The 17,787-nt window shown below is 56.9% G+C and carries 16 protein-coding genes; 7 read left to right on the plus strand and 9 right to left on the minus strand.

Annotation, left to right across the window (positions count from 1 at the left end; genetic code table 11):
• Positions 1-72: 72 nt before the first annotated feature.
• Together IEW65_RS01800 and IEW65_RS01805 are read right to left on the minus strand one after the other, a co-directional pair.
• Positions 73-1,077 carry an NADP-dependent oxidoreductase gene (locus tag IEW65_RS01800; RefSeq protein ID WP_188637801.1) on the minus strand — a complete coding sequence of 335 codons (1,005 nt, stop codon included), beginning with the start codon at positions 1,075-1,077 and terminating at the stop codon, positions 73-75.
• A 182-nt stretch (positions 1,078-1,259) separates the two neighbouring features.
• Positions 1,260-1,652: a septal ring lytic transglycosylase RlpA family protein gene (locus IEW65_RS01805; protein WP_188637802.1), complete on the minus strand. Its 393-nt coding sequence runs from the start codon at positions 1,650-1,652 to the stop codon at positions 1,260-1,262.
• Positions 1,653-1,970: 318 nt separating this feature from the next.
• Here IEW65_RS01805 and IEW65_RS01810 point away from each other — a divergent pair, with 318 nt between their 5' ends.
• Both IEW65_RS01810 and IEW65_RS01815 read left to right on the plus strand, forming a co-directional pair.
• Entirely contained in the window at positions 1,971-3,419 is a 1,449-nt protein-coding gene (locus IEW65_RS01810; protein WP_188637803.1) for a hypothetical protein, read from the plus strand.
• A 114-nt stretch (positions 3,420-3,533) separates the two neighbouring features.
• Positions 3,534-4,319, plus strand: coding sequence for an RsiV family protein (locus IEW65_RS01815; RefSeq protein ID WP_188637804.1), 786 nt, complete (start codon positions 3,534-3,536; stop codon positions 4,317-4,319).
• 24 nt (positions 4,320-4,343) lie between these two features.
• Here the strand turns inward: IEW65_RS01815 and IEW65_RS01820 are convergent, their stop codons facing one another.
• Positions 4,344-5,222 (minus strand): DMT family transporter, encoded by an 879-nt coding sequence (locus tag IEW65_RS01820; RefSeq protein ID WP_188637805.1) that lies wholly within the window; start codon positions 5,220-5,222, stop codon positions 4,344-4,346.
• A 141-nt stretch (positions 5,223-5,363) separates the two neighbouring features.
• On the opposite strand from IEW65_RS01820, the gene IEW65_RS01825 reads away from it, so the two are divergent.
• Positions 5,364-6,236, plus strand: a complete 873-nt coding sequence (locus IEW65_RS01825; RefSeq protein WP_188637806.1) for a LysR substrate-binding domain-containing protein — start codon at positions 5,364-5,366, stop codon at positions 6,234-6,236.
• An 87-nt stretch (positions 6,237-6,323) separates the two neighbouring features.
• On the plus strand, positions 6,324-6,881 hold the full coding sequence (locus IEW65_RS01830) for a cytochrome b (protein ID WP_188637807.1): 558 nt from the start codon (positions 6,324-6,326) through the stop codon (positions 6,879-6,881).
• A gap of 13 nt (positions 6,882-6,894) precedes the next feature.
• Here IEW65_RS01830 and IEW65_RS01835 read toward each other — a convergent pair whose 3' ends face one another.
• Both IEW65_RS01835 and IEW65_RS01840 read right to left on the minus strand, forming a co-directional pair.
• Positions 6,895-8,688 carry a diguanylate cyclase gene (locus IEW65_RS01835; protein WP_188637808.1) on the minus strand — a complete coding sequence of 598 codons (1,794 nt, stop codon included), beginning with the start codon at positions 8,686-8,688 and terminating at the stop codon, positions 6,895-6,897.
• Between the two features lie 159 nt (positions 8,689-8,847).
• Entirely contained in the window at positions 8,848-9,714 is an 867-nt protein-coding gene (locus IEW65_RS01840; protein ID WP_188637809.1) for a LysR family transcriptional regulator ArgP, read from the minus strand.
• Between the two features lie 161 nt (positions 9,715-9,875).
• On the opposite strand from IEW65_RS01840, the gene IEW65_RS01845 reads away from it, so the two are divergent.
• On the plus strand, positions 9,876-11,531 hold the full coding sequence (locus IEW65_RS01845; RefSeq protein ID WP_188638268.1) for a multidrug ABC transporter permease/ATP-binding protein: 1,656 nt from the start codon (positions 9,876-9,878) through the stop codon (positions 11,529-11,531).
• Between the two features lie 8 nt (positions 11,532-11,539).
• Here the strand turns inward: IEW65_RS01845 and fhuF are convergent, their stop codons facing one another.
• The 3 genes from fhuF to IEW65_RS01860 form a co-directional block, all read right to left on the minus strand.
• Positions 11,540-12,313, minus strand: coding sequence for a siderophore-iron reductase FhuF (fhuF, locus tag IEW65_RS01850; protein WP_188637810.1), 774 nt, complete (start codon positions 12,311-12,313; stop codon positions 11,540-11,542).
• 111 nt (positions 12,314-12,424) lie between these two features.
• Positions 12,425-13,192 (minus strand): ATP-binding cassette domain-containing protein, encoded by a 768-nt coding sequence (locus IEW65_RS01855; RefSeq protein ID WP_188637811.1) that lies wholly within the window; start codon positions 13,190-13,192, stop codon positions 12,425-12,427.
• A gap of 66 nt (positions 13,193-13,258) precedes the next feature.
• Positions 13,259-13,840 carry a cytochrome b gene (locus IEW65_RS01860; RefSeq protein ID WP_188637812.1) on the minus strand — a complete coding sequence of 194 codons (582 nt, stop codon included), beginning with the start codon at positions 13,838-13,840 and terminating at the stop codon, positions 13,259-13,261.
• Between the two features lie 167 nt (positions 13,841-14,007).
• Here IEW65_RS01860 and fhuB point away from each other — a divergent pair, with 167 nt between their 5' ends.
• Complete coding sequence (fhuB, locus tag IEW65_RS01865) at positions 14,008-15,990, plus strand: Fe(3+)-hydroxamate ABC transporter permease FhuB (protein ID WP_188637813.1); 1,983 nt, start codon at positions 14,008-14,010, stop codon at positions 15,988-15,990.
• A 116-nt stretch (positions 15,991-16,106) separates the two neighbouring features.
• Positions 16,107-16,718, plus strand: coding sequence for a LysE/ArgO family amino acid transporter (locus tag IEW65_RS01870; RefSeq protein ID WP_188637814.1), 612 nt, complete (start codon positions 16,107-16,109; stop codon positions 16,716-16,718).
• A gap of 16 nt (positions 16,719-16,734) precedes the next feature.
• Here IEW65_RS01870 and ltaE read toward each other — a convergent pair whose 3' ends face one another.
• Entirely contained in the window at positions 16,735-17,742 is a 1,008-nt protein-coding gene (ltaE, locus tag IEW65_RS01875) for a low-specificity L-threonine aldolase (protein WP_188637815.1), read from the minus strand.
• Positions 17,743-17,787 lie beyond the last annotated feature (45 nt).

Consider the following 17,787-nt stretch of genomic DNA (forward strand, 5'->3'; position numbering starts at 1 on the left):
GCGCGGCTTGACGTAGGAGTGAGCGAGATCCGATAGATTTAACCTAGCGTAATGCCATGGCACACGGCGGTATTAGTCGCCTAGTTTCACCAGCATTTTGCCGGTATTGCCGCCTTCAAACAGCGCCAGAAAGGCGTCTGGCGTGCTTTCAAGCCCTTCTTTGATCGTCTCTTTATAATCCAGTTTGCCATCAGCCACCTGAGGAGCGACTTCATTTAAGAAGTAGCCATAGCTGGCCCAGTGATCGGCCACAATAAAGCCCTGCATTTTGGCTTTGCGCACTACCAGCTGTGACAGGTTATTGGGCCCTGGCGCGGGCGTTTCGGTATTATAGCTATCAATCATGCCGCACACGGCAATGCGAGCGCCTTCGTTGAGTTGGCTAAGCGCCGCTTCAAGACAAATGCCGCCCACGTTCTCAAAATAGACATCAATGCCGTTGGGGCTTGCCAGCTTAATGGCATCGCTTAACTCTTGCGCGCTGCGGTCACGGTAGCTCACTGGCTCAACGCCTAGCGACTCCAGCCAAGCAAGCTTGTGCGCAGCACCTGCAATGCCCACCACGTGGCAACCTTTCGCTTTGGCTAGCTGCACCGCGAGCGAACCCACAGCACCACTGGCGGCACTGACTAAAACGTTATCGCCCGGCTTGCACTCGGCAATCAGGTTGAGGCCAGTCCAGGCAGTCATGCCGGGCATGCCTAGTACACCCAGGTAGGCTTGGTCGGGTACGTTGTGATTAGGCAGGGCGGTGACGCTATCGCCAGGCAGTTGGGCAATATCGCGCCAGCCGCCCATATGGCTAACCTTATCGCCTACTTGCAAATTAGGGTGGTTGGATGCGATGACTTCACCAATGGCACCGCCTCCCATCGGTTTACCAAGCTCAAACGGAGCCACATACGTTTTCACGCCTGCCATGCGGCCTCGCATGTAAGGGTCTACCGACAGCCAGTGATTGCGAATGCGTACATCGCCTTCCTCCAGGTCGGGGAGTTCTTGGCTTTCCAGTGAAAAAAGCTCCCGCTTTGGCAGTCCGGTCGGGTAGTTGGTCAGTGTATAAAAACGAGATTGCATCGCTGCCTCCTGCATTGACATAAAAATAACGTTCCTTGCAGAGTAGAGACCATTAGCACGCTTGCAAGTTCGCTCATGACACAGGCAAATAAAAAGCGGCCCGGTAAGGGGCCGCTTCACTCAGCATTTGCTGTAGCGCTGATCGTTTAAGGGGTATCACACGCTTGCGGGTGTGTTATCCGTTAATCTACCAGGGTGATCATCACAGGTGCCGTGCCTCGGCGAATCATCCCTAGTGCACGTGCTGCCCGCTTAGAAAGATCAATCACTCGCCCTTTCACAAAGGGGCCGCGGTCATTAATCAGCACTTCGACTTCTTGCCCAGTATCTGGGCGGGTGACCAACACCTTGGTGCCAAACGGTAGGCTTGGGTGTGCGGCGGTTAATGCCTGTTGGTCGAAGGGCTCGCCGCTTGCGGTGGTGGCCCCTTGGAAACGATCACTATAAAACGAAGCGACCCCTTCTTGTAACTCATTCTCTAGCCCTGTTTGGTTAGCAACTGCCTGATTCATAGTGATGAACAGCAGCAGTGCAGCCAAACAGCTCGTTCGGATAATACGGTTATAGGCTCCCATAGGAGTACCTCAGTGGTTCATAAAGCGGACGCCACATTCGTCGATGAGGTGCTTGATAGGCGTATGGATAGTAGCCTGCGATGTTGGGGTCGGCAAGCTTTAAGAAGATCGACGCAATTACCTCCACAATCACGTGTTTTGTTACTTTCTGTTATGCCCTTGTGTTTCAGTAAGTTATGCCAGCTCGATGAAAATAGTGAATGATGATTTTTGTGCACTGCAATATTTTTCATTAAACGCTCACTTTAACTCGTTAAGCGCCATATAATTCATCAACGCAATTACCGCGCTTCATTGCCAACGAACAAGGATGCACCTATGGCCAAGTCTTCTTCTCTTACTCTTTTGGTGGTGGCGGTGGGCGGCGCTGCCATTGGTTTTGTTGCCGCGCAAACACTGCCCCACCTTGCCCCTGCTGCCGCAGAGCCTGTCGCTGAAACCACCGAGACGTCTGAGCAAGACACCACGCCCACTGCACTGCAAGGGCTGGATTACCTGACGCTTGGCGAACGTACTCGCGGTGAAATCACCTCTGCCAGCGAGCTGAACGGTAAAGATGGCAGTCGCTTTACGCGCTACGCGATTAGCCTGGATGAAGAAGCGTTGGTAGAGATATCTCTGAGCGGCGCGCTGCAAGGGGTAGTGGCGTTGTACGACGACCAGCTCCAGTTGTTGGCGAACGCTGACACGGTACGCCACCGTATCGAAGAGAGCGGTGACTATATTGTCGTGGTCAGCGGTTCAGATGCGCATAGCTATGGTCCTTTCAGTGTGGATAGCCGCACCATTGAGCTTAGCGATGCGGACACGATGGCCGTAGGCACTCCCATCGACAGCTGGTTAGACAGCACCTCTCGCGAGGTCACGCTGACCATTGAAGAAGCCGGTATGTACCAAATCGAAATGCGCGCTGATGATTTCGATGCTTACCTGGAACTCTCTGGCCCCAATGGCTACTACCGTGAAGATGACGATAGCGCCGGTAATTTGAACGCCCGCATCTCTGATTTCCTTGCCCCGGGTGATTATACGCTGACAGCGCGTACCGCCTTTGGTGACGGCAGCGGCCTGTTCACCCTGACAGCGGAGCCGCGCGAGCTGCCTGGTGATGGTGAGCTTCGCAACGATGGCACCGTCGCGCCTAACGAGACACTAAGCGGCTGGTACAGCGGTCAGGATGTCATTTACCAGCTAGAAATTGACGAAGCGGGCATGTATCAAATCGATATGAGCTCCAGCGATGTAGACGCCTACTTGGTGTTAGAAGGCCCTAACGGTTACTACCGCGAAGATGACGATAGCGCGGGTAATCTGGACGCGAGAATCGCTGACTTTTTGGCCCCCGGCAGCTATCAGCTTACGGCACGTACCGCCTATGGCACCGACAGCGGCTTGTTTACTCTTTCCATTGAGCCTCGTGACCTGCCTAATGATGTAGAGCTGCGTAATGAAGGCGCATTAACCCCAGATGAAACGCTCAACGGCTGGTATAGCGGTGAAGCGCTCACTTACCAGCTAATCTTAGAAGAGAGCTCGCAAGTGACGCTGAGCATGAGCTCCAGTGACTTTGATACCTACCTTGAGCTTTACGGCGAAGGGGTATCGTACAGCGATGATGACAGTGGCGGCGGCACCAACGCCCGTTTAGAACAGGCGCTGTTGCCGGGCACTTACACGGTGAGCGCTCGGGGCTTTAGCGCCAGTGGCAGCGGTCTGTTTGAACTGCAGGTGAGTGCTGAACCCACCGAAATGCAGCCAGACACCTAAGCGCTATCGCTTTTCGCGCCATGCGTTACATCAGCGCCCTTGCTTAATCGCAGGGGCGTTGCCGTTTTACTAGGCTTCACTCATACAGGGTGAGGTATTCACAAGGAGGTTACGATGCTGCGCTTTACCACACCGCTAGGAGTAGGGATAACACTGGCCGGGGTACTACTGTTAAGTGGCTGCTTAGCCGCTGATAAATCACCTTCAAAACCATTTTCGCTGGCTGCTCTGGCGATTGAAAAGCAGTACGTTGCGCCCGATTGCCAAGACGAACAGTGCTCAACGGTGACCGTGTCGGCGTTGGAGTTTCCACAAGCACCGGCGCTAAGTGAAGCGCTACAAACACGCTTGCTGACGCTGGGTATGTCGATCAGCGAAGAGGTGGGGCAGCCTGCGCAGAGCTGGGATGGCTATGCAGAGCGTTTTTTCGATATGGCCGAAGAGGATAACCGCACGGCCCCAGGAGGCATGACCAGCGAAGCATTACTGGAGGCGACCAGCTATGCACGGCACAACGATCTTTTCGTGGTTGAGCTGAACAGCTATGTGTACCACGCGGGGCAGGCGCACGGCTTGCCGTTAACCGAGTTTATGGTGATTGACGAGCGCGAGCGGCGAGTGGTCGAGCCTGACGAGATGCTGATAGATGGGCAAGAGGCGGCGTTTGATGCGCTGCTTGTTCAGGCCCATCAGCGCTGGATTGGCGACATGGGCTTTGATGCTCAGTTTACGGTTAACTGGCCGCTGAGCCAGAGCCGCAATATCGCCCCGCTGGAGGATCATTGGGAAGTCACTTACAACGTGTATGAGATTGCGCCGTATGCGGCCGGCCAGCCAACGCTGACCATTCCGTTGGCCGCATTAGAAGGCGTTGCCAAACCGCGTTATCTCGGTCGTTAAGCTGAATGAGGGGTGAGGCCGATCTCAGCGGCCCGCTTTTAAGCAGCCAACCACGACCAGCAGCGCGGCCGTGGGCAGCCGCCAGTCAAAAGCACTCACCCCAGCCAGCACGAGCAGTAAGGCTGCCAGGATAGGCACTCCGTAGGCTAAGCTGCCCACTAGGCTTGCTTGGCCAAAGCGCAGTGCTTTATCCCAGGCCACCATGGCAATGCCATATGGACCCAAGCCCAGTGCGATACCTGCCAGCAGTGCTTCTTCACGGGGCAGGGGCGCTCCGCCCTCCCATACCAGGCTAGCAGCGCAGGTGATGGCACACGCTATCAGTAGTAAACGCGGTAAGAGAGGCGTTAAAGACACCGGAACCGCTTGACCTAACCATGAGTAAAGTGCCCAGCAGCAGGCCGCCAGCAGGGCCAAACCATAGCCGGAAGCCGCGCCGCCAAAACCACCGCTCAACGCTTGGGGCAGTAATAAAATCGCTGCGCCTGAAAAGGCAATCAGCGCACCTGCCACGCTTGCCCACTGCAAACGGCCCCAGCGGCTCCACTGGCTCATTAGCACAAACAGCACCGGCCACGTGTAGGTGATCAGCGCTGCTTCAGCGGCAGGCGCTAAGCGCATGCCAATGAAGTAGCTGCTAACGGCCCCCACGATCAGCACGGGAATACCCAGCCACACACTGATCTGCCAGCCCAGCGAACATGCTTGCATCGGCACACGGCGGCTGAGCGGCAGCGTTGCCAGTGCGCCTGCCAACAGCGTAAGTGCTGTTAGCTGCAAGGGAGCGGCGGCACGGGCAAGCTCCGCCAGTAATGGCGCAATGCTCCACAACGTCACTGCTATCAATGCGGCGCAGACGCTGAATTTCGGGGATACCACTACCGGGGAGTGAATGGGATGCATGACGCGTCTCCTGAAGCCTTCAGTGATCCAAACCTTGCAGAGGATCACCTCTTGAAATGATCCTATGCTGCGCAGCATACTCATCACTCACTCATCAAGATAACGATCTTTTATGATCAATATCATCAACAATGGTGATGTATGCGCGCACCTACGTTTGACTTAACGCTGCTGAGGACATTGGTCGCGATTGCAGATACCAGCAGCGTGACCGCTGCGGCAAAACGGCTGGCGTATACGCAGTCCACGGTAAGCATGCAGTTACAGCGGTTAGAAGCTCAGCTGGCGGTCAGCCTGCACGAGCGGGATGGACGGCGGCTGCGGTTTACCGCTGAAGGTGAGCGCTTGCTGGGCCACGCGCGAAGGTTGCTGGCGCTCAACGACGAAGCCTGGAGCGATATGCAGGCCCGCCAAATTACCGGAGATCTTACCCTCGGCATTCCTGAGGATTACGCCTCGCTACTGCCATCGGTGTTTGCCTACTTTCATCAGCTTTATCCGGCGGTGGGGTTAACCGTAAAGTGCGGTACCAGCGCTCATTTGGTTGAGCAGGTAAAAGCGTCGGAATTGGATTTAGCGCTGGTGACGCGTCAGCGTAATTCCCCCGGGGGCGATGTGATTCGCCGCGAGCCGCTGGTGTGGGCGGTGGGGGTTCACCAGCAGCCTTCATTGAGCGACCCCATTCCGCTGGCGCTCTACACGCCAGGGGCGGATGTATTCCGCGAAGTCGCCGAGCAGGCGCTGCAAGCCGCCGGGCGAGACTGGCGGGTGGCGTATACCAGCCAATCCATGGCAGGGCTAGCACCGATTGTGACAGCAGGGCTTGCGGTGGTGGTGGTCACGCGCAGCATGCTCACGCCGACGCTGCGCCCGCTGGATGAGAGTAGCGGGTTACCCGCGCTACCAATGATTGAGCTGGCGCTTCACCGCGCGCCGCACCGGCCTTCCGAGCCTGCCCGGCGGCTAGGTGAATTGATTCGTGAACAGCTAGCGGCTCCCAGCGAAGCGTTATAAGGTAGACCCTTAACTAACAATTATTTTTCTATCGCGGCATCGCTGCACTAAGCTGATGGTGACGGCGACTGGGTCAGGGAGTTTTGAATGCACGAGTTAGATCACTATATCTATCCACACCGGGTACTGCACTGGCTGGTGGCATTGGCAGTGCTGCTTTCCCTGGCGAGTGGCTTAACGCTTGGTTTTTTAGGCTATGAGCGCACCGTAGCGCTCGTTGGGAATACGCTAACCAACGTGCTGTATACCAGCCATAAGACGCTGGGTGTGACGATTTTGCTGTTAATGACGCTGCGCATTATTACCCGAGTTGCTTTTGTCGTGCCGGATCACGATCCACCCTTGACGACTTTCGAGCGTATTGCCAGCACCAGCGTGCACCATTTGCTCTATGCAGGGCTGGTGGTCATGCCGTTGTTGGGTTGGGCTGCCACCGCTTCGGGTGGTTTTCCGGTGGAGTTTTTCCAATGGCACCTACCGGGACTGCTAGGTAAGAACGAAGCGCTCTCGCAAACCCTCTTTATGTGGCACGAGCGTGTAGGCTGGGCGCTGGTGGTGTTAATTACGCTACACGTTGCGGGTGCGCTGTTTCACTGGCGCATCAAGCGCGATAACGTGATGAAGCGCATGAGTTTATTTGATTAATACCGGATAACTATCACGCCGAACCATAGCCATAAAAGCGCTTGGTTTGGCGTGCTTTATCAGCGTACATTTGCTGATCAGCGTCTCTGAGCAAGTGCGCGAGGGTGCTGTTTTCGTCGCTGCTGAGACTGATGCCCATGCTGACCCCCACGTGCACCAACGCACCATTAGGTAGCTTAATGGGGGCGCTAATGGCTTGGGCAATGCGGCTGCATATATCGTCTAGCATGCTGGGCTGCTGAACATGCTCCAGTAGCAAAATAAACTCATCTCCCCCAAAGCGTGCGCAATGATCCCCCTCTCGTGCCAGGTGCTCCAGCCGTTTGGCGACCTGCTGAAGCACAAAGTCACCTGCTTCGTGTCCGTACTGGTCATTAATAGGCTTGAAGCGGTCTAGGTCACACATAATGAGTGCCAGTGGGTCTTGCTGGCTGTTTCTGTGTGCCAGTGCCGCCTCTGCGTAACGCACTAAGCCATGACGGTTGAGTAGCCCTGTGAGCATGTCGTGGTTAGCAAGCTGTTCCAGGGCTTGGGTACGAGCGGCCACTTTCGCTTCCAGCGCCGCCTCTTGTTTCTTGAGCATGGCCACGGTGTCTGCTTGGGCACGCTCTTTTTGCCATTTCAGTTTGTTAAAACGCGCCGCTAGCGCAAAGGAGAGCAGCAGCATCTCAATGGCAGAACCGATCTGAATGCCATGGAGCGTAACGAAGTTGGCGGGCAGTACGCTCATATTACGCAGCGCAAACACGGCTGCACCGAGTAGAAAGATGGACCAGGCAGCGACAAACAAGCGGGCGCTGGGCACTCGCCGCCAGCTACAGTAAATCCCGCATACCAGAAGTAGCAGCGACGCGCTAAAACCGACCAGGTCCATCAGGCGCAGGGCGTACTGTATGGGCAGCAGCAGCGCAGCCAGCAAAGCCAGCCAGTAGACAACACGACACCCTGAAAGCATTCGATGCCAGCGTGGGCTGTAGCGCCAGGTGTTGAGAAAACTCTGCGCGAACAGCGTGGCCATGGCCGAAGCAAACGTAAATCCAATCGCGACCAGCCGTGCCGTGTGCTCGCCTAGAAAGCTCCAGAACATCAGCGTGCCGATGCCGTTAAAGGTTAAAATCGCCAGTGTGAAGCCAAAGGCAAACAGAGAGTAGTAAAGAAATACACGTTCTTTAAGGCCAAAGAACAGTAAGAGGTTGTAAATGCTCAGGGCCAGCAGCATGCCGAAATAGGTGGCGAGCCAAAAATTATGGCGATCATTTTGGGCATAAAACGCTTCTGGCGTCATGACGCTGTAATTCAATACCCTGCTACCGACCGCTGCCACTTGGCTGTACAGCGTCACCGTTTCACCGCCCTCCAGGGTGACCGGAAATACCGCCTGACGATGTGCCAGAGCACGCTCTGCAATAGGAACGGCGCTGCCACTATGCTGTACGTCGCTAAACTGGTCGCGAAGGGTGTAAAGCGTGACGTGATCTAAAAAGGGGTACTCGAACTTAACGATCCAGGTGCTCGGGCGTGGTGAGGCATTATGTAAGCGAGTGGTTAGCCATGTGTCGCCCTGGATATAGCCAAAATGTAACTCAGAAGCGCTTTCCACTGGCTGAAACTCGTGCGCATGGAGCAGTACCTCACGCAGCGAAAGGGGAGTCGCGGTATGCCAATAGTGAGTGGCGTTGTTCAGCGAGTAATGGGGATGCTCAGGAGTCATCGATAGCGTGTTAGCAGCACCCGCCTGAGCGCACCAACTGAGTAATCCGATCAGCAGGGCGATCAGAAAGTGTTTTAAACAACAGTGAGCATCCATAGCATTCGCTTTTATGATGTTTCTACTCCGTTCAGGAAACCCTGATCGCTGACGGAAGTGTGAGGGATCTGCAGTAAATCATCGCCAATAAGCTGGCGTTGACCATAAAAAGCCAATTTGAGTGTAGTCTCCTTTCGCACGCATTTGATGAGAATGATGCTAAAGCGTGAGATGGTTCAGCCTTTCTGTGAGCCGCTGAATCAGCTGCCCGCTATGACGCCAAAAATGCCAGTAGAGCGGTACGGTTAATCCGTGCCCCGGTGCAATGCTCACCAGTTGGCCTGTTTGCAGCTGCTCAGCAGCCTGCTGCTGTGGAATCATTCCGTACCCAATGCCTGCCACTGCTAACCGCACGAAGCCCTCTGAAGAGGGACACAAATGGTAGGGGAAATGCCCCCGGTAGCCGCACTGCGCCAGAAACTGGTGCTGTAGCTGGTCGTGGGGGCCAAAGACGATCGCCGGAGCTTTTTGAAAGGCCTCTGCGTTTGGGCCGTCAGGGAAAAAGCGCGCCACATAGCGTGGTGATGCCAGCGGCTGATACAGCATATCCCCCACGTGCAAGCAGCGGGCACCGGCCATTGGATGGGGTGTGGCGCATAAGCAGGCGGCCACATCGCCATCGCGCAGGCGCTTTAATCCCACGTCTTGGTCTTCGATAACCAAATCCAGCAGCACCTCTTCTGACTGACAAAGATCCGCCACGGCGTCAGCCCACCAAGTCACCACGCTATCGGCATTCACGGCAATACGCAGCCTGGGTGTAGCTTTCTCTAAGGTGGGGAGGGCTTGGTGTAAGTCACGCTCTAATAGCTGTACCTGCTGATAATGGGCCAGCAGTCGCTGCCCTGCAGGTGTAGGTGCCAAGGAGGGGTGCCGCACCAGTACTGGTTGGCCTAGCCGTACTTCCAGCGCTTTAATCCGTTGCGAAATAGCCGATTGAGAGAGGCCCATGAGATCGCCTGCCCGCTCGAAGCCACCGCACTCCACCACGGTCGCCAACGCTTGAAGAAGTTTGTAGTCCACCATGGCCGCACGCATCTCTGTTATGTGTGATGGGAGTTAATCAATCCCCCGGCGCTGAGTAAAGGTGAGACGAACACGTGATCGTAAATGAAAATCAGTCTCTTTATTTGACTTGGCAGGTAAGTGCGTCACAATTCGCCGCTTATGCGTAAAGGGGATGCATGATGGAATTATTGCGAGTGGTATTTCGTCACTATCGCTGGCCGTTTTTAGGCGCACTGGCGCTGAGTCTCGTGAGTGCCGGGCTTGGAGTGGGGGTGATTGCGTTTATTAACCAGCGGCTAATTGAGGCTGGCAGCGCGTTATCGGCACTTCCCCAGTTTTTAGGATTATTGGCGCTGCTGTTAGCGGTGACGCTGGGCACGCAGCTAGCGCTCACTTTGCTGGGTCACTATTTCGTGTTTGACCTGCGTTCTCGGTTAGTGAAAAGGATTCTGGATACCGATATCGAACGTTTAGAGCAGCTAGGTAACGCCACGCTGTTGGCAAGCCTCTCAAGCGATGTGCGCAATATCACCATTGGCTTCGTGCGCTTGCCGGAGCTGGTTCAGGGCGTGGTGCTGACCCTGGCCTCGGTGGTGTATTTAGCGTGGCTCTCGCCGCAAATGGTGGTGATTACCGTGCTGTGGATGGCCTTCACCATGGGCGTTGGCTGGGTGCTGGTGTCAAAGGTGTATCGCCACTTTCATCAGGTGCGCGAAAGCGAGGATCGTCTGTATAAGGATTATCAGTCGGCGATTGAAGGCCGCAAAGAGCTGGCGCTGAACCGCGACCGTGCGCGGCGCTTTTTTGATGAGTCATACACGGATAACGCAAAAGCATACCGCCACCATATCATTCGCGCAGACACCTACCACCTCAGCGCCAATAACTGGTCCAACATCATGATGCTGGGTGCCATTGGCGTGGTGTTCTTTATGGCCAACGTGCTGGGTTGGGCAAGCCCGGCGGTGGCCGCTACCTTTGCCTTAACCCTGCTATTTTTACGCACGCCTTTAATTCAGGCCGTGGGCGCATGGCCCACGTTAATCAGCGCCCAGGTGGCGTTCGATAAACTGGCAAGCCTGGAGCTAGCGGAGTACCAGCCGGGCTTCGATGTGGAGGATAGCTTTCACGGCTGGCAGCGCTTAACGCTCTCTAACGTGGTGTATCGTTATACGCCGCCCTCCGGTGGCGAGGGTTTCCAGGTGGGTCCACTCAACCTCACGTTGGTGCGCGGCGAGCAGGTGTTTTTAATTGGCGGCAATGGCAGCGGTAAATCAACGCTGGCGCGCCTGCTTTCAGGGCTGTATCGCCCGCAAAGTGGTCAAATCAGTGTGGATGGCAAGGAGCTTAGCCCGCAAGAGTGGGCTGCGTTTCGGGCGCGCTTTGCCAGTGTCTTTACTGACTTCCACCAGTTCGACCAAGCCATGGGGCCGGGTGGAGAAGTGGCCGACCCTGCGCTATTAGCCACGTGGCTCGAGCGGCTGCAGATGCAGCAAAAGCTTGAGTGGCAAGATGACCGAGTGGTGAATACGCAGCTCTCGCAAGGGCAGCGTAAGCGCTTGGCACTGCTGCTGGCGATTGCCGAAGAGCGAGATATTTTGCTGCTCGATGAGTGGGCGGCGGACCAGGACCCGCAGTTCAGGCGGCTGTTTTACCGTGAGCTGTTACCCCACCTGAAAGCGATGGGCAAAACTGTGTTTGCCATTAGCCACGACGACAGCTACTTCGTCCATGCGGACCGCTTATTGGAGATGTCCAAGGGGCAGTTGAGTGAGCTGACAGGTGAACAGCGGGCCCAGGCCAGTGAAGATGCAGTGGCGCAGATCAGCTCGTAATGAGCGGCTTACCCTTTGCGACGCGCCTGGCGGTCGCACCCTTCCAGCGGGCAATTACTACACACGTCAAACTCATCGAGCAGGTAGCGCAGGCAGCAGAGCTTGCGCACCCGCTTAACCTCTTCGCTGCCACTGGGCTGGTAAGTGCGCACCGGCTCAAACAGCGGGTTGCGCTGCCCATTGAGGGTACGCGATTCCAGCAGCGCGCGAGTGGCGGCCAGGGCTTCTTGGTTAACCAACGGGTGCGCTGCTAGGGCATTGACGTAGTAATCCACGTAGCCACCTGCGTTGCTCCAAAACACCCGTGGTGCGGCCCCAGAAACGGCCGAGAGGCGCTCGATGAGCGGTGCCCAGTGCTGCTCGATGAGCGTGGTAAAGCGCTCGGTGGTGTCCTGCGTGGTAAAGCGCTCGCCTTCATGGGGCAGCCAAAGCCCTTGAGCACAGCCCTCCTCATTTTGGATCACATAGAGGTCATCCAGCCCGACGGGTAGGTCGCGGTTCAGCAGCAGATGAGCGGTCAGCGTGGGAACGGTGACGGTACTGAAATGCCACTTCGACCACAGTGAGGCAATGGCGCGCTTATCTCCGCCGTCATAACGGCTGGCGTAGCGCGCCATATCTACTTCTAGTAAGGCAGTATTGCGCCAGCGAGAGGCCTTAATAGCGGCGGCTGGCACCGCGCCACCGATGAGGGGCGGGGTGAAATGCGCAAGGGACCCCTGGTAGCAATCGGCCAGGGTAAGCGCTGTGGCGGTGTCGGGCTGGCGCAAGGCGAGTGGCATAACCGAACTCCAAAACGTGATAAGAGCACGTGAACAGAACGCCAGCATAAGCGATAATGCTTATCAATTGAATAGTTAATTGAGAACGACTCTTCTTCAAACTAGCGTCGACTATTGGGCCACTGCGATACGGTGCTCGCCGTTTGGGTGCTTCATGACTTGCATCGGCAGGCCGTAAATAGCTTCAAGCGTCGTGCTTTGCATCAATGCATCGGGCGTGCCGTGGGCCAGCAGGCGGCCACTGTGAAGGGCCATCAGCTCATCGCAGTAGCGCGACGCCATATTGATATCGTGGAGCACGATGATCACCCCTAGATTCAGCTCGTCGCAGAGCTTACGAATCAGCGCCAATACTTCCATTTGGTGGGCGATATCCAGCGCTGCCAGCGGCTCATCTAGCAGTAGAAAGCGACTGCCCTGCGCGATCAGCATGGCAAGCCACACCCGCTGGCGTTCACCGCCTGAAAGCGTATCTACCAAACGGTCGGCAAAGGCTTCCGTGTGGGTAAGGGCAATGGCCCGCTCAATCGCGTCTTTATCTGTTTGATTATGACGACCCAGCAGGCCGTGCCAGGGGTAGCGTCCAAATGCTACCAGCTCGCGGCCGGTGAGATTTTCGGCGCTGGGTAGATGCTGAGGTAGGTAGGCGACCTGGCGAGCAAACTCCCGGTTGCCCCATGCCTGTAAGGGGCGTTGATCAAAGTGAATCTCGCCGTCGCTAACGGGCTGTTGCTGCGCCAGCAGCTTGATCAGAGTCGATTTGCCAGAGCCGTTATGACCAATCAGGCCATACACCTTGCCTTCTTCGAAGGTGTGATGAATGGGCTGAAGAAGGAGCTTGCCGTTAATGGCGAAGGTAGCACCCTGAACGTTAAACATGCGTCACTCCTGGCCGAGCCGACATCGCGCTAATGAAAAACGCATTGTATCGTTAATAGTTATCATTTAGAAATGTTTCGTGATGAGGGCTGCTTTGGTCATTCGCGGCAGGCGTTTGTGTGCAATGGCCATCACGATATGCCCTGTGACCAGCAGTAGAAGTAGCCAAGAGAGGGGGCTGTGCAGCAGATCCGCAGGCAGCATAAGTGCTGGGATGTCGTTCTCTGCGCCAGGAATCACTTCAATGCCATAGACCTTGAGCGGCCAACCGCCAGCGTAATTCCTGATTAACCCAAGGCCAGAGATCAGCACTAACAACACATAAAACAAACCGTGCACGCCACGAGCCAGTCGGCCACGTATCGTTTGCGGCTGCGGTGGGCGCTGACCACGCTGGCTGAACCACCATGTCAGACGCACCAAGGTGATGATTAGGAGCAGCAAGCCGATCGCTCCGTGTGGCGCTAACCTTGACAGCATGAACGTCACACTCGTTTCGCCGAACACTCGCCACATAGCCACGACAAAAAACTGAGTAAGTACTAACAGCGCAGTGAGCCAGTGCAGTAGACGGCTGATGAGGCCGTAACGTTCAGGCGTATCGCACCAGGTGTTAGACAATGCGGCAGAGTGGGGAGCTGCTTTCATAGCGATGAGGCTTATGGGTAGTGGGCGGTAGGCAAGATTGTAGTGTGAATACTTATCATTTAGAATCTCGTTCTTTGATTTATTTTCCTACACCTTCCGTTTGCCAAGGTCACGCCAATGACAATGCCTGCCCGTGTCTCTGCTGTCGTCGCTGACGGGATAGTGTCATGAGGCCGATGCGCCGTGGCGGTTCCCCCGCTCAAACCTGCTTACTGCTGAGTTTACCGTTAATGGTGCTGCTGGTGCTGAGCCTTCAGCAGCAGGGCGGTATCGCGCAGAGCGTTCAGGCGCTGCTGTTCCCTACGTTCGAGAATGTGGATGAGCTGCTGCTGCACTTTGCCTGGTGGCCGCGCTTTACGATGGCACTGTTGGCGGGGGGCGGCTTGGCGCTAGCCGGGGTGCTGATGCAGCAGGTGCTCCGCAACCCGCTGGCATCGCCCACCACCTTGGGCGTTGCCTCGGGCGCTAACTTGGCGCTGATGGCGGCCACGCTGTTGTCCCCTGGCGTGCTTGCGATGGGCGGAGAGTGGATCGCGCTGCTGGGTGGGAGCGCTGCGATAGGGCTGGTGTTTATGCTCTCTTGGCGGCGCGGGCTAGCACCCATTGCGGTGGTGCTGGCGGGTCTGGTGGTTAATCTCTATTTAGGGGCACTCTCTACCGCACTGCTGCTGTTTAACCATGAAACGCTGGCTGGGCTACTCATCTGGGGGGCAGGCTCGTTGGCGCAAAATGGCTGGGATGGCGTGGCGTCGTTGGCTCCTAGGCTTGCCATTTGCGGCGTGGCGGCGTGGCTTTTGCTGCGCCCTTTGGCGGTTTTAGAGTTAGACGACGCCAGCGCCAAAAGCCTGGGGATTTCGCTGAAGCATTTGCGCTTTGCCGGGCTAGGGCTGGCGGTGTTTATCACCGGCAGCGTGGTGAGCGTGGTAGGTATTATTGGCTTTATTGGTTTAGCGGCCCCCAATATTGTGCGCATGGCAGGGGCGCGCACGCTGGGTGCGCGCTTGCTCTGGTCGACGTTATTAGGCGCCGTGCTGCTGGCCACCACGGACCTCTTGCTGCAGCGCTTTTCGGGCATGATGGCGACGCTGATTCCCACCGGGGCCGTGACGGGGGCATTAGGCGCACCGCTGCTGATGTGGTTAATTCCGCGCCTTAAGCTGCAGGGCGACCGTCCTCCCCAGGCAACCGGCGTGGCGATCACGCACCACTCAGCGTCACATCGGTTAGCGATAGGGTTACTGCTGGCGCTGGTGGCCGCCATGGTGGTGGGCCATTTAGTGGGGCAAGGAGCCAACGGTTGGAGCATCATCGCCCCGACGAATTGGGGCGTGATCGAGTGGCGCTTTCCGCGCGTGATGGCGGCAGCGGCCAGCGGTTTGATGCTGGCAATAGCGGGCACTATTCTGCAGCGCCTTTCGGCCAACCCCATGGCGAGCCCCGAAGTGCTGGGGATTAGCGGTGGCTGCGCCATTGCGCTGATTTTAGGGATCTACCTGCTCCCCGCCCCCAGCAATGCCCTACTGGTAGCGATAGGAACGCTAGGGGCGCTGGCGGCGCTGCTTGTGCTGGTAGCGCTCAACCGTAAGAGTGGCTTTGTGCCTGAGCGTTTACTGCTCAGCGGCGTAGCGATTAGCGCGCTGTTCGATGCGGTGCGCAGCGTGCTGCTGGCGGGCGGTGACCCGCGCGGCCAGCAGGTCATTGCGTGGCTGGCAGGCTCTACTTATTACGTGGATGTCGGCAGCGCGCTGCTCGTGGGCAGTATGGCGGCGGGGCTTGCGTTAGTATCGCTGCCGTTCACCCGCTGGTTAGATATCATGCCGCTGGGTACCGCAACAGCGCGTTCGCTGGGCATTGGTCTGAACCGTGCGCGTCTAGCGCTATTACTGTTGGTCGCTTTGCTCACCGCCTGCGCCACGTTGGTGCTGGGGCCGCTCTCGTTTATTGGTTTATTGGCACCGCACATGGCTCGGCTAATGGGCTTCTCCCGCGCCCGCCAGCACTTAGTAGGCGCTGCCTTGATCGGTATGCTGTTGATGGTGCTGGCCGACTGGGTAGGCCGTCAAATCATGTTCCCTTATGAAATTCCCGCAGGCTTAGTGGCTTCGCTGATTGGTGGGGCCTACTTTATGTGGGGGCTGCGTCGCTTATAAGCACTTATATAAGTATGTATAAGCTGTGCTAATGCCCTATTAGCAAGATGATTTTTTATTATGCCAACTTACCCTTACCCTAGCGCTTTCTTAACTCAAGCATAAGGCGAGCGGCGATGTGGGAAAGCTACCTAACAGGTTTAGTGGTTTGCGGCGGCATCATCATGGCCATCGGGGCGCAGAACGCCTACGTGCTGGGGCTGGCCGTCCGTCGTGAGTACCACTGGTGGTCGGCGGGGCTGTGTATGAGCGCGGACATCATCCTGCTCACGGCGGGTATGTTTGGTGTCAGTGCGTTTTTGCTCACCATGCCCAATGCCATGGAAGCCATGCGCTGGGTGGGCGTGCTGTTCTTGGCCTGGCTAGCGGCACAAGCGTTATGGCGCGCTGCCAGTGGCCGTGAAGGTTTAAAGGCCAATAGCGCCAAAGCGCGCCGCTTGCGCGGTGTGTTACTGGCGACGCTGGCGGTCACGGTGCTTAACCCGCAAGTTTATCTCGATACGTTGCTGTTAATTCCCGCCATTGGTGCTCAGCAGGAGAGCGCCGGTGTGTTCGTTGCCGGGGCGTCAACGGCGTCGATTCTCTGGTTTAGCCTGCTGGCCTGGGGCGGGGCGGCGCTATCACCCTTGCTCTCTCGCCCTGGCGCTTGGCGCACCATCGATGGGCTGATTGGCCTGATGATGGCCGCCATCGCGGTGCACCTCGCGCTCGGCTCGGCGCTTTTGTAAGGGACAAATCGCCCGGTTAAGCCTGATCGAAGTAGCGCTTGATGATATTTAATACCTGCTCAATATCGCTGTCGCTGATATCGCGATGCACTACCATGCGCGTCGCGTAGAGCAGCTCTATCAGCACGCCATGTTCCTTGAGCCAAGCAGCTAGCGGCGCGACATGCGCTTTGTCGATCTGAACAAACACCATATTGGTGGCCTGTGAGGTTACCTCGATGGCGGGAAAGGTGGCCAAGCCTTCTGCCAAGCGGGCCGCACGACGGTGGTCATGGGCTAAGTCCGCTACGTGATGATCCAGCGCGTGCTGGCAGGCGGCGGCAATAATGCCTGCCTGACGCATCCCGCCTCCCACCATTTTACGCCAGCGCCGGGCGCGGTTGATCAGTGCCTCGGAGCCCACCAGCGCTGAACCCATGGGTGTGCCTAGCCCTTTCGAAAAGCATAGTGAAACGCTATCGAAGGGTTGGCAGAGCTGTTTGAGTGAGGTGTCTGTGGCGACAGCGGCATTGAAGAGCCGGGCGCCGTCCAAGTGAGTGGCCAACCCGTGTGTGCGGGCAAGCTCGGTGGCCTGCTGAACGTATTCGGCCGTCAGTACATTGCCGCCAATGGTGTTTTCCAGCGCCAAGAGCCGGGTTCGAGCAAAGTGAACATCGTCGGCTTTTACGGCGGCGGCGATTTTTTCGAGTGGCAGGCTGCCGTCTGGGGCGTTTTCAATGGGCTGCGGCTGAATGCTGCCCAGCACAGCGGCACCGCCACCTTCATAGCGATAGGTGTGGGCGCTCTGGCCCACGATATATTCATCGCCTCGCTCACAGTGAGCCATTAATCCCACCAGGTTGCTCTGGGTGCCGCTGGGGAACAGCAGCGCGGCTTCTTTCCCTGCGCGTTCAGCCAGCGTGGCTTGAAAGGCATTCACCGTTGGGTCGTCGCCCCACACATCGTCTCCTAGCGGTGCCGCCATCATGGCGTCTCGCATGGCGGCGGTAGGTCGTGTCACCGTATCGCTTCGTAAGTCGATCATATGAATCTCTCCCTGTTGGCCCTCCCGAACAGGGCACTATGGATA

Source organism: Vreelandella lutescens (genome assembly GCF_014640815.1).
Lineage (GTDB): Bacteria > Pseudomonadota > Gammaproteobacteria > Pseudomonadales > Halomonadaceae > Vreelandella > Vreelandella lutescens.